Source organism: Duganella fentianensis, assembly GCF_009857835.1.
Lineage (GTDB): Bacteria > Pseudomonadota > Gammaproteobacteria > Burkholderiales > Burkholderiaceae_D > Rugamonas > Rugamonas fentianensis.
In genome coordinates, this window is record NZ_WWCL01000002.1 from 526346 (window position 1) to 539154 (window position 12809).

Sequence of the window (12809 nt, forward strand, 5' to 3'; positions counted from 1 at the left end):
TGGTGGTTGAGCATTCCCGCTTTGTTGTGTTAACGTCTACCCGCGAGCGGGAATGACTATCTGGTGGAGTAGTTGATGTCGAATCAAAAATTATCGTTGGTGGAAAAAATCGCTTTCGGTGCCGGCGATATGGCCCTGAATGTCGTCATCTCGTCGATGATGCTGATTATTACGTTCTTCTACACGGACATCTATGGCCTGCATACGCAGGATCTGGCGCTGCTGTTCGTGCTGGTGAAAGTGGTGGGCGCCGTGTCCGATCTGGCCGTGGGCCAGCTGACCGACCGCTATGCTGCCGCCATGGGGCGCTACCGGCCATGGCTGCTGTTGCTGGCGCTGCCTTACGGGATCAGCGTATTCTTCGTGTTTACTACGCCGGACTGGGCCTACAGCGCCAAGCTGGTGTGGGCTTACAGCACTTATATTCTGATGACGCTGATGACGTCGGGCGTAGGCGTACCATATATTTCCCTGATTTCGGGCCTGACCAGCGATCCGCAGGAACGCCTGTCGGCCAATGGCTACCGGCTGTTCTTCGCCAAGATAGGCGCATTCATGGTGACCATCGTAGTGCCCGTGCTGGCCGAATACTGGGGCGAAGGCAAGGCCGCGACCGGCTATCAGGCCGCGATGGGCGTGATGGCGGCCATGGGCGTGCTGCTGTTCCTGTTCTGCGTGTTCGGTACGCGTGAACGGGTGCTGCACAAGGTCGAGCGCACTTCGCTGCTGGCCCAGTTCCGCCTGCTGATGAAAAACGACCAGTGGCTACTGCTGGCCGGCGCCTGCGTGACGGGCACGGTGGGCTATGTGATCCGTGGTTCGGTCGCGCTGTACTACGCCAAATACTATCTGGGCGGCGATGTGTCGGTGCAGTCCACCTTTTTGTCGCTGGGCGTGGTGGCGGCCATCCTGTCCATGGTGGCATCCACCTGGATTACCAAGAGCTATTGCAAGGTCAAGCTGTTCCGCAATACCCAGCTGCTGGTGTTCGTGATTAGCATCGCGATTTTCTATCTGGTCAAGCCGGGCGATATTCTGCTGGCCTATGTGCTGTATTTTGCGCTGTCCTTCGTGGTCGATCTGCATGCGCCCGTATTCTGGTCCTCGATTGCCGAGACCATCGATTACGGTCAGGTGCAGAGCGGCAAACGCGTGTCGGGGCTGGCCTTTGGCGGCATTTCCGTCTGCCAGAAAGCCGGGATGGCGGTGGCCGGTGGCATGGTGGGCGTGCTACTGACCTATTTCCACTACGTGCCTAACCAGCCGCAGTCGCAGCTGGCCATGAGCGGCATCGCGCTGATGCTGACGGTGATACCGGGCTGCTTCCACCTGATTATGGGCCTGCTGATGTTCAAGTACCGCATCAGCGATAGCTACTACGGGCAGGTCAAGGAAGAAATGCGCCAGCTCGGCTATGCCACCCACTGAATCTGCTGTTCTCTCTGACTTCTTTATTTTGCCTAGCATGGAAACTGTGAACGTCCTTAAGCCGCTGATCGAACAGCGTGCCGATCCCCATATTTACCGCCATACGGATGGCTATTACTACTTCACGGCCTCGGTGCCCCAGTATGACCGTATCGAACTGCGCCGCGCGGCCACGCTGGCCGGTCTGGTCGATGCCGCGAAGGTCGATGTCTGGCACAAGCCGGAAACGGGGCCTTACAGCGAGCTGGTATGGGCGCCCGAGCTGCATTTCAATGAGGGTGCGTGGTATGTGTATTTTGCCGCAGCGCCTAGCCGTGAAATCAAGTACAAGCTGTTCCAGCACCGCATGTATGCGATCCGCAATACCAATCCCAACCCGCTGGAAGGGCAGTGGGAGTTCATGGGCCAGATCGATACTGGCATAGACACCTTCTGCCTCGATGCGACCACCTTTACCCACAAGGGCCAGCTGTATTATCTGTGGGCGCAGAAGGATGTCGCCATCGAAGGCAATTCGAATCTGTATATCGCGCCCATGAAAACGCCCTGGCAGCTGGGCGGCGCGCCTGTCATGCTGAGCAAGCCGGAATTCGACTGGGAGATCCGCGGCTTCTGGGTCAATGAAGGGCCGTCCGTGCTGAAAAAGAACGGCAAGATCTTCATCAGTTATTCGGCCAGCGCCACTGATGAAAACTATGCGATGGGATTGCTGTGGGCAGATGAAAATGCCGACCTGCTCGATCCTGCTGCGTGGACCAAATCGCCCCAACCGGTGCTGCAGACCTGCTTCGAGCATGGCGTGTATGGCCCCGGCCATAACAGCTTTACCGTGGGCGAAGATGGCGAGACGCTGCTGGTCTACCATGCCCGTACCTATACGGAAATCGTCGGTGATCCGCTGTGGAATCCTGACCGCCATACCTATGTGAAGCCGCTCAAGTGGGATGCGCAGGGCATGCCGGTGTTCGGCAAACCTTCCATCGCCTAGTCTGGCGGTAGTATGCAGGTGGGGCGGCGCAATCAGCGCGCCTCTATCCTGTCTCGTTTTGCTGTCTCGTTTGTACTCGTTTTGTCTCGTTTGGCCTCGCTCACAGTGCAGCGGGGCCGGCGCGACAAAACGAGACAGAACGAGACAGAACGAGACCTACAAACGAGTATGAATGCCTCACGCATTCATTTGACCCAAGGTCGCGGCCTGCTGTCGCGACCTCCCAGAAAGCTCCCTATGCAAGCAAGTATTTCCAGTTCTCCTTTCGGCCAGCTGCCGGATGGTCGCGCCGCGACTCTTTATACGCTGACCAATCAGCATGGCATGCAGGTCTGCATCAGCGACCTCGGTGGCGTGATTACGTCCATACTGGTGCCTGACCGCTGCGGCCTGCTAGCCGATGTGTGTCTGGGCTTCGACGATGCGGCGGCCTACATGGGCGAATCGCATTATTTCGGCGCGCTGATAGGCCGCTACGGCAACCGCATCGCAAACGGGCAGTTCGAGCTTGACGGCAAGCGCTATCAGCTCGATATCAACAATGGCATCAATCACCTGCATGGCGGCTACGATGGCTTCCATCGCAGGCTATGGCAGGCGGAACCCGCCAGCACTGACGATGCAGCGACGCTGACGCTGCGCTACCGCAGTCCCGACGGCGAACAGGGCTACCCCGGCAATCTGGACGTGACGGCGCGCTATGAGCTGGGTAGCGATAACACTTTGCGTATCGATTTCCACGCGGTCACCGATCAGGCCACGCCCGTCAACCTGACCAACCACGCGTATTTCAATCTGGCGGGGCAGGGCGATATCCTCGCGCACGAGCTGACCATTCCCGCCGATGCCTACACGCCCGTCGATGCAGGCCTGATCCCCACGGGCGAGCTGCGTGCCGTGCAGGGTACGCCGTTCGATTTCCGCACGCCGCACGCGATAGGTGCCCGTATCGGCGCTACCGATCCGCAGCTGGCCTATGGCAGCGGCTATGACCACAACTTCGCCCTCAGCGGCTGGCAGGAAGGCGCGCTGGCACTGGCCGCGCGGGTGCGCGAGCCTGTCTCGGGCCGGGTACTGGAAGTGTGGGGGCAAGGGCCGGGTGTGCAGTTCTACAGCGGGAATTTCCTGTCGGAGGCGGTGCAGGGCAAGGGCAGGGTCTATGACTTCCGCACAGGCTTCTGCCTGGAGCCACAGTATTTCCCTGATGCCCCGAACCAGCCGCAATTTGCCGCCACCATACTGCGCCCCGGTGCCGAATACCGTCGCCGCATGGAATACCGTTTCAGTACCGATAACGCGGCAGGCCAGTAGTCGCGCTGAGATACTGATTTCGGTATCGAAGTCGAATAATAATTTATTGGAAAGATATCTCTGTACATCTTAGTATGGCTTATCGATGCGGGGGCATGACAAGCACGTCCCCGTACAGGAACATACTGAGGAGATATGCATGTCTGAGAACGACAAAAAGGTCAAGTTACGCTCGGCCGAGTGGTTTGGTACGCAGGACAAGAACGGCTTTATGTACCGCAGCTGGATGAAGAATCAGGGCATCCCTGATCACGAATTCCAGGGCAAACCGATTATCGGCATCTGCAACACCTGGTCCGAGCTGACCCCTTGCAATGCACATTTCCGCAAGCTGGCCGAACACGTCAAGCGCGGTATTCTGGAAGCCGGTGGCTTCCCCGTCGAATTCCCCGTGTTCTCCAACGGTGAATCGAATCTGCGTCCTACCGCCATGCTGACCCGTAATCTGGCCAGCATGGATGTGGAAGAATCGATACGCGGTAATCCCATGGATGGCGTGGTGCTGCTGGTCGGTTGCGACAAGACCACTCCGGCACTGCTGATGGGTGCTGCTTCGGTCGATATCCCGACTATCGTGGTGAGCGGCGGCCCTATGCTGAACGGTAAGCTGAACGGCAAGAACATCGGTTCCGGCACGGCCGTCTGGCAGCTGCACGAACAGGTCAAGGCTGGAGAAATCTCCATGCACGAATTCATGTCGGCCGAATCGGGCCACTCGCGTTCGGCCGGTACCTGCAACACCATGGGCACGGCTTCCACCATGGCCTGCATGGCCGAAGCACTGGGCACTTCGCTGCCGCACAATGCCGCGATTCCTGCCGTGGATTCGCGCCGCTACATTCTGGCCCACATGTCCGGCATCCGCATCGTCGACATGGTCAAGGAAGACCTCAAGCTGTCCAAAGTGCTCAAGCGCGAGAACTTCGAAAACGCCATCCGCGTCAATGCTGCCATCGGCGGTTCGACCAATGCCGTGATCCACCTGAAAGCCATTGCCGGCCGCATTGGCGTGGATCTGGAACTGGAAGACTGGACCCGCATCGGCCGCGGCACGCCCACCATCGTTGATCTGCTGCCTTCGGGCCGCTTCCTGATGGAAGAGTTCTATTACGCTGGCGGCCTGCCAGCCGTGATCCGCCGCATGGGCGACGGTAATCTGGTGCCGAATCCCGATGCACTGACCGTCAACGGCAAGACCCTGTGGGAAAACTGCAAGGACGCGCCTATCTATGACGATGAAGTGGTGCGTCCGCTGGACAAGCCGCTGCTCAAGGATGGCGGCATCTGCATCCTGCGCGGCAATCTGGCACCGCGCGGCGCCGTGCTGAAACCATCGGCCGCCACGCCGGAACTGATGCAGCACCGTGGCCGTGCCGTGGTGTTCGAAGACTTCGAGCATTACAAGGCATCTATCGTCGATCCTGATCTGGAAGTGGATGCCAACTCGGTGCTGGTGATGAAGAACTGCGGCCCGAAAGGCTATCCCGGTATGGCCGAAGTGGGCAATATGGGCCTGCCACCGAAACTGCTGGCCGCTGGCGTCAAAGACATGGTGCGCATTTCCGATGCGCGCATGAGCGGCACGGCCTACGGCACGGTGGTGCTGCACGTGGCGCCGGAAGCCATGGCCGGTGGCCCGCTGGGCATCGTTAAGGACGGCGACTGGATCACGCTGGACTGCTCCGGCGGCGTGCTGAATCTGGAGATCTCCGACGAGGAAATGGCCCAGCGTCAGGCGGCGCGCCAGCGCGGTAGCGCGCCGGGACCGAAGACGGGCTATCAGCAGCTGTATATCGAACACGTGCTGCAGGCCGACGAAGGCTGCGATTTCGACTTCCTGGTCGGGAATCGCGGTTCGGCCGTACCGCGCCACTCGCACTAAGTGCTGATTCCGGCGGGCCCGCTGCGGTAGTGCAGCGGGTCCGCGCTGCACCTCTATCTCAAACGAATTAACAGAACCCAGAAATCCGGAGAAGCCATGCTGCTCGTGCAATTCAAGAATGTTCAGGGAGGCCGCCAGATCGGCGTGCTGGAACAGAATACCATCCGCGTCATCGAAGATTACGAAACCACTTATGCGCTGGCGCAGGACGCCATCCGCCAGAAAGCCAGTCTGGCTGCACTGGCTAGTGCAGCCGTGGGCAAGGTGCAGCTGGCGTTCGACGTGGTGCAGGCAGCAGGCCTGCTGCTGCCGCCTATCGATCACGCCGATCCGGCCCACTGCTATGTGACGGGCACGGGTCTGACCCATCTGGGCAGCGCCGATACGCGCGATGCCATGCACAAGAAAATCGGCGGCGATGTGGAATCGCTGAGCGACTCCATGAAGATGTTCCGCATGGGTGTGGAAGGCGGCAAGCCGGCGGCCGGTGAAGCGGGCGTGCAGCCGGAATGGTTCTACAAGGGCGATGGCTCCATCGTTGCAGCCAGTGGTGCCGATCTGGCCATGCCGGACTTTGCGCTCGATGGTGGTGAAGAGCCGGAAGTGGCCGGCCTGTACGTGATCGGCGACGATGGCCAGCCTTACCGCGTGGGCTATGCCATCGGTAACGAATTTTCCGACCACGTGACCGAGCGTCAGAACTATCTGTACCTGGCCCACTCCAAGCTGCGCGCCTGCGGCCTGGGCCCGGCCCTGCTGGTGGGCGAAGCACCGGCCCATATCGAAGGCACCTCGCGCATCTACGACAAAGAGGGCAAGCTGCGCTGGGAAAAAGCCTTCTTCAGCGGCGAGCAGAATATGTCGCACACGCTGGCCAATCTGGAACACCACCATTTCAAATACCCGCTGTTCAAGCGCCCCGGCGATGTGCACATCCACTTCTTCGGTACCGCCACCCTGAGCGTGGCCGATAACATCGTGGTGCAGCCCGGCGAGACCTTCGAAATCGAAGCGCCCCAGTTCGGCCCTGCGCTGCGCAACCGGCTCTCGGTGTATGCCACGGAAGTGGCGAAGGTGCTGCCATTATGATGAACACTTTAGCCATTACCGGTGAAGCACTGATAGGCGGCGTGGCCGTCAAGGGTAGCGGCAGCGCTATCTATGCCTACAACCCCGGCTTGCAGCAGCAGATGGAGCCGGCTTTCCACGCGGTGGACCTGCAACAGATCGATCAGGCCTGCCGTCTGGCCGATGCTGCTTTCGACCAGTTCCGTGCCCTTAGCGACGAACAGCGGGCCGTCTTCCTCGAAACCATCGCCGAGCAGATCATGGCGCTGGGTGAAACGCTGGTCGAGCGCGTGATGGCGGAAAGCGGCCTGCCGCGCCTGCGCATCGAGGGCGAGCGTGGCCGCACTGTCGGCCAGCTGAAACTGTTCGCCAGCCTGCTGCGCGAAGGCTCGTGGCATGATGTGCGCATCGATCCGGCCCTGCCTGAACGTACGCCGCCCCGTCCCGATCTGCGCATGCGCATGATTCCTGTCGGCCCTGTGGCCGTATTCGCGGCCAGTAATTTCCCGCTGGCTTTCTCGGTCGCCGGTGGCGATACGGCGTCCGCACTGGCTGCCGGCTGCCCTGTGGTGCTGAAAGCCCACTCGGCCCACCCCGGCACGTCCGAGCTGGTAGGCCGCGCCATCGTCAAGGCTGTGGAACTGTGCGGCCTGCCGGCTGGCGTGTTTGCGCTGCTGACGGGTAGCGGCAACGGCATAGGTCAGGAACTGGTGCGCCATCCGGCCATCAAGGCGGTTGGCTTTACCGGCTCGCGTAGCGGCGGTACGGCGCTGATGGCGGTGGCCGCCGCGCGCCCTGTGCCCATTCCAGTGTATGCGGAAATGAGTTCGATCAATCCTGTGTTCCTGCTGCCGCAGGCACTGGCCGCGCGCGCCGAAGACATCGCGCAAGGTTTTGCTGCATCGCTGGTGCTGGGCGTGGGGCAGATGTGCACCAATCCCGGTCTGGTGATAGGCATAGATGGCCCCGATCTGGCCCGCTTCACTGCCACGGCAGCGCAGGCGCTGGCCGGTGGTGCTGCCTGCGCCATGCTATCGTCCGGCATCGCCGGCAGCTATGCACGCGGTATCCATCAACTGGAGCAGCATGCCGATGTGAGCACGCTGGCACTGGCCGGGCAGGAGGCGGGCAAAGGCGCACCAGCGCTGTTCCGCACCACGGCAGCGGCCTTCCTGTCGCAGCACGCACTGTCGGAAGAAGTGTTCGGCCCCGCCTCGCTGGTGGTGGCCTGCCGTGATCTGGCCGAGCTGCATCAGGTGGCCGAAAGTCTGGAAGGCCAGCTGACCGCTACGCTGCAGATGGATGCGGCCGATCTCGACACGGCGCAAGCGCTGCTACCACTGCTGGAACGCAAGGCAGGCCGGATACTGGCGAACGGCTATCCGACCGGCGTGGAAGTATGCAGCGCCATGGTGCACGGTGGCCCGTTCCCGTCCACTTCGGATGGCCGCAGCACTTCGGTGGGCACCGGTGCGATCAACCGCTTCCTGCGCCCTGTGTGCTATCAGAATCTGGCACAGGCGCTGCTGCCGCCGGTTTTGCGCGACAATAGCGAGGCTGACACTGGCGCAGGCACAAATGCCGGTCGCTGGCACCGGCGCGACGGCGTGCTGACGCGTGCCTGAACTGGCCCGTAACGATAATAAAATTTCTGGAGACTGTATGACTCAACTGGCCAAATTCGGCAGCCTGCGCGGCAAGCGCGTGTTCATTACGGGTGGTGGCACCGGCATAGGCGAAGCCATGGTGATCTCGTTTGCGGAGCAGGGTGCCCAGGTGGCATTTGTCGATATCGCCCGCGATGCCAGCCTGGCACTGGTCCGCCGCGTCAAGGAAGCCGGCTATCCCGAGCCGCTATTCCGTCAGTGCGACATTACCGATATCGCAGCGCTGCAGGCCACCATGGCCGAGCTGGCCGCTGCCATTGGCGACTTCGATATTCTGGTGAATAACGCCGCCAACGACCAGCGTCACGAAACCAGCGAAGTCACGCCCGACTACTGGAACGAACGCATCGCCATCAACCAGCGCCCCATGTTCTTTACCTGCCAGGCCGTATTCGAAGGCATGAAGAAGAAGGGCGCCGGTTCCATCATCAACGTCGGTTCGATTTCGTGGCATGTGAAGAATGCCGGCTATCCCGTGTATGCCACGGCCAAAGCGGCTGTGCATGGCCTGACGCGCGGGCTGGCGCGCGAATTCGGTGCGCACGGCATCCGTGTCAACACGGTCACACCGGGCTGGGTGATGACCCAGCGCCAGATCGACCTGTGGCTGGACGAGGCGGGCGAAGCTGAGATCAAGCGCAACCAGTGCATCCCGACCAAGCTGATGCCGCAGCATATCGCTTCGATGGTGCTGTTCCTTGCTGCCGATGATGGCGCCATGTGTACGGCGCAGGAATTCATCGTTGATGCAGGCTGGGTCTAGGCGCTGGCAGCCTGCGGGCTTTCCTAAGCAGTAGTGCCGTCCGCTGTACACCCTTTGCGGTACCAGTCAGTAGCGGACGGTAGCTCTCTCTATCTGGGTGAAAACATGGTGAAGACAGGATTCTCCGTGCTGATGCTGGCCGCCTGTAGCTTTGTGCAGTCCGCCGCCGCGGCCTGCGCAGATGGCGCGAACAGCGCTAGCAGCGCTAGAAACACTAACAGCACTATCAGCACCGACAGCACCGCCGGCGCCGTCCGGAAAGTGGCCGTGCTGCGTAGCCCCGACCGGCATATCAGCGTGACGTTGCAGGCCGGCGCCGGTGGCACGCTGCGGTATAGCATCGCGCGCGATGGCCAGCCCGTGCTGCTACCATCGCAGCTAGGTTTGCAGTTGCAGGGCGCGGACCTGTCGCAGCAGCTCAGCGTGTGCGGCATCAGCCGCCCGCTGGCCGTGCATGAACAGTACAGCATGGCAGTCGGCAAGCGGCGCCAGATCAACTACCGTGCGCTGGAACAGACCACCACGGTCAGCAATCCGGCCGGGCACCGCATGGAGATCAGCTTCCGCGTGTCGAATGACGGCGTGGCCTTCCGCTACCGCGTGCGCGAAGAGACCCTGGCGCGCAAACAGCTACTGGCAGAACAGACCAGCTTCGCGCTGCCCGCTGCCACCCGCGCATGGCTGCAGCCGATGTCAGTGGCGCAGACAGGCTGGAACGGCACCAACCCATCCTACGAAGAACACTACCAGATGGACATCGCTGCCGGCAGCGCAGCGCCGACGCGAGCAGGCTGGGTGTTCCCCGCGCTATTCAGGGCCGGTGCCAACTGGCTGGCGATCAGCGAAGCGGGCATGGATGGCAGCTATCAGGCCTCGCGTCTGGCGCCCAGTTCCGATGGCGCCGAGTACCGCATCGGCCAGCCCATGGCGGCCGAGGTCTACACCGGCGGCGGCCTGCTGGCCGACGTGGCAGGCACGCTGACCACGCCATGGCGCGTGCTGGCTGTGGGCTCGCTGAAGACCGTTACGGACTCCACGCTGGGCACCGATCTGGCCGCGCCAGCCATCCCGTTCCCGCCTGCGCTGGTGCAGCCGGGCCACGCTTCGTGGAGCTGGGCGCTGCTCAAGGATGATGCCACCGTGTACGAGGTGCAGAAGAAATTCATCGACTATGCGGCTGACATGCACTGGGACTATACCCTGATCGATGCCGACTGGGACCGCAAGATAGGCTACGACAAGGTGCGCGAGCTGGTGCAGTACGCAGCGGCCAGGCAGGTCGGCATACTGCTCTGGTATAACTCATCGGGCGCATGGAACACCACCGAATATACGCCCAAGAGCCAGCTGCTCACGCATGCCCAGCGGGTGGCCGAATTTGACCGCCTGCGCGCCATGGGCGTGAAAGGCGTGAAGATAGATTTCTTTGGCGGCGACGGTCAGTCCATGATCGCCTACTACACGGACATCCTGCGCGATGCCGCTGCGGCCGGCCTGCTGGTCAACTTCCATGGCGCCACGCTGCCGCGCGGCTGGAGTCGCACCTATCCCAACCTGATGACCATGGAAGCCGTGCGCGGGCTGGAATTTACTACCTTCGAACAGGTCGATGAAGACCGTATGCCGGCCCACGCGGCCATGCTGCCGTTCACCCGCAATCTGTTCGATCCTATGGACTTCACGCCCATGGTGTTTGGCACCATACCGAATATCCGCCGCAGCGCCAGCAATGGTTTCGAGCTGGCCACCTCGGTACTCTACTTATCCGGCATCCAGCACTTTGCCGAAACGCCGGAGGGCATGGCTGGCGTGCCTGCCTACGTGAAGCAGCTGCTGCAGGAACTGCCGCGTAGCTGGGACGATAGCCGTCTGCTCGATGGCTATCCGGGCCAGTACGTGGTGATGGCACGCCGCGCCGGCCAGCACTGGTACATCGCCGGCATCAACGCTGGCGACAGCGCGCGCACGGTAACGCTGGACCTGTCGTTCGCCCAGCATAAGCAGGGCAGCATCATCGGCGATGGCGCGGCCGAGCGCAGCTTCGAACAGCGCCCGCTCACGGCCGGCAAACGCATAGAACTTACCATCCGGCCGCGTGGCGGCTTCCTGATTCAACTTTAAAAACAGCTAGACAATATCCATAAGGAGACAAGCATGAACTATTTGAAGCCTGGTGTATGGGCCCTGTCGCTGCTGGCCGCAGCTTCCGTATTCGCTGCCGAGCCGGTGAGCGTGAGCATCGATACCAGCAAGCCCGGTCCGGTGATCAACAAGGATATCTATGGCCAGTTTGCCGAGCATCTCGGCAGCGGCATCTATGGTGGTCTGTGGGTCGGGCCCAACTCCAGAATCCCGAACACCAAAGGCTGGCGCAACGATGTGGTGGGGGCGCTGAAAGCCATGCATGTGCCGCTGGTGCGCTGGCCGGGCGGCTGCTTCGCTGACGAGTATCACTGGAAAGACGGCATAGGTGCGCGCGACAAACGGCCCGTGAAAGTCAATACCAACTGGGGCGGGGTAGAGGAATCGAATGCCGTCGGCACCCACGAATTCTTCGATCTGGTGGAAATGCTGGGCGCCGACGCCTATGTGAACGGCAATCTGGGCACGGGCAGTGCGCAGGAAATGTCGGAGTGGATCGAGTACATGACCTCGGACAGCAAATCCACGCTGGCCAATCTGCGCCGCAAGAATGGCCGCGACAAACCGTTCAAGGTCGCCTATTTCGCCATCGGTAACGAAGCCTGGGGCTGCGGTGGCAATATGTCGCCAGAACATTACGCTGACCTGTACCGCAACGTCGAGACTTTCCTTCGTGCGCCAGCGCCTTACCGTCCCAAGATGATCGCCAGCGGTGGCAATGATAATGACGTCAGCTGGTCCGATGTGCTGAGCAAGCAGCTCAAGCGTCAGACCGACGGCATCAGCTTCCACTACTACACCATCCCGACCGGCAAATGGGAAGTGAAGGGTGCCGCCACCGGCTTCGCCGAGCAGGAATGGATCTCCACGCTGGCCAATACCTTGCGCATGGAGCAGCACATGCAGCGCAACTCGGCAGCCATGGACAAGCACGATCCGGAGAAGAAACTGGGTCTGTTCGTGGATGAATGGGGCACCTGGTACGACGTGGAGAAGGGCACCAATGCCGGCTTCCTGTTTCAGCAGAATACCCTGCGCGATGCGCTTGTTGCAGCGCTTAACTTCAACATCTTCCATGCCCATGCTGACCGCGTGCGCATGACCAACATCGCCCAGATGGTCAATGTGCTGCAAGCCATGATCATCACCGATAAGGACAAGATGCTGCTGACGCCTACCTATCATGCATTCGAAATGTATGTGCCGTTCCAGAACGCCACCTTCCTGCCTCTGACGCTGAGTAACAACCGTGAATACGCGCTGGACGGCGCCAGCATACCGGAGATTAGCGCCACGGCAGCCCGCGCAACGGATGGCAAGGTCTATTTGGCGCTGGTCAATACCAATCCGCGCCAGCCGGCCGACGTGGCGATTTCGCTGCCGGGCCAGCAGGTACAGGCCGTGCGTGGCCGTGTGCTGACGGCCGCTGCGATGGATGCGCATAATACTTTCGCTGCTCCGCAAGCCGTCAAGCCTGCGCCTTTCAGCGCCAAGGCGGTCGATGGCAAGCTCAGTGTGCAGATTCCGGCCAAGTCCGTGGTTGTGGTAGCAGTGGAGTAA

Annotated in this window: 9 protein-coding genes; all 9 read left to right on the forward strand. The window is 61.2% G+C overall.

Going from position 1 to position 12809, the window contains the following annotated elements; translation table 11 throughout:
* The first annotated feature begins 75 nt into the window (after nucleotides 1–75).
* The 9 genes from GTP23_RS10240 to GTP23_RS10280 all read left to right on the forward strand — a co-directional run bounded on the left by GTP23_RS10240 (nucleotide 76) and on the right by GTP23_RS10280 (nucleotide 12809).
* On the forward strand, nucleotides 76–1428 hold the full coding sequence (locus GTP23_RS10240; RefSeq protein ID WP_161035055.1) for an MFS transporter: 1353 nt from the start codon (nucleotides 76–78) through the stop codon (nucleotides 1426–1428).
* Nucleotides 1429–1474: 46 nt separating this feature from the next.
* Complete coding sequence (locus GTP23_RS10245) at nucleotides 1475–2416, forward strand: glycoside hydrolase family 43 protein (RefSeq protein WP_371866882.1); 942 nt, start codon at nucleotides 1475–1477, stop codon at nucleotides 2414–2416.
* Between the two features lie 237 nt (nucleotides 2417–2653).
* Nucleotides 2654–3727 carry an aldose epimerase family protein gene (locus tag GTP23_RS10250; protein WP_161035057.1) on the forward strand — a complete coding sequence of 358 codons (1074 nt, stop codon included), beginning with the start codon at nucleotides 2654–2656 and terminating at the stop codon, nucleotides 3725–3727.
* Nucleotides 3728–3866: 139 nt separating this feature from the next.
* On the forward strand, nucleotides 3867–5609 hold the full coding sequence (locus GTP23_RS10255) for an IlvD/Edd family dehydratase (RefSeq protein ID WP_161035058.1): 1743 nt from the start codon (nucleotides 3867–3869) through the stop codon (nucleotides 5607–5609).
* A 96-nt stretch (nucleotides 5610–5705) separates the two neighbouring features.
* The gene (gene araD1, locus GTP23_RS10260) at nucleotides 5706–6698 is read left to right on the forward strand and encodes an AraD1 family protein (protein ID WP_161035059.1); all 993 of its coding nucleotides are present in this window, start codon (nucleotides 5706–5708) and stop codon (nucleotides 6696–6698) included.
* Nucleotides 6698–8302, forward strand: a complete 1605-nt coding sequence (locus tag GTP23_RS10265) for an aldehyde dehydrogenase (NADP(+)) (RefSeq protein ID WP_371866912.1) — start codon at nucleotides 6698–6700, stop codon at nucleotides 8300–8302. Before araD1 ends, GTP23_RS10265 begins: the two co-directional genes overlap by 1 nt.
* A 37-nt stretch (nucleotides 8303–8339) precedes the next feature.
* Nucleotides 8340–9107, forward strand: coding sequence for an SDR family NAD(P)-dependent oxidoreductase (locus GTP23_RS10270; RefSeq protein ID WP_161035061.1), 768 nt, complete (start codon nucleotides 8340–8342; stop codon nucleotides 9105–9107).
* Nucleotides 9108–9212: 105 nt separating this feature from the next.
* Nucleotides 9213–11228, forward strand: coding sequence for a glycoside hydrolase family 97 protein (locus GTP23_RS10275; protein ID WP_229256038.1), 2016 nt, complete (start codon nucleotides 9213–9215; stop codon nucleotides 11226–11228).
* A 33-nt stretch (nucleotides 11229–11261) separates the two neighbouring features.
* Nucleotides 11262–12809, forward strand: a complete 1548-nt coding sequence (locus GTP23_RS10280) for an alpha-N-arabinofuranosidase (protein WP_161035062.1) — start codon at nucleotides 11262–11264, stop codon at nucleotides 12807–12809.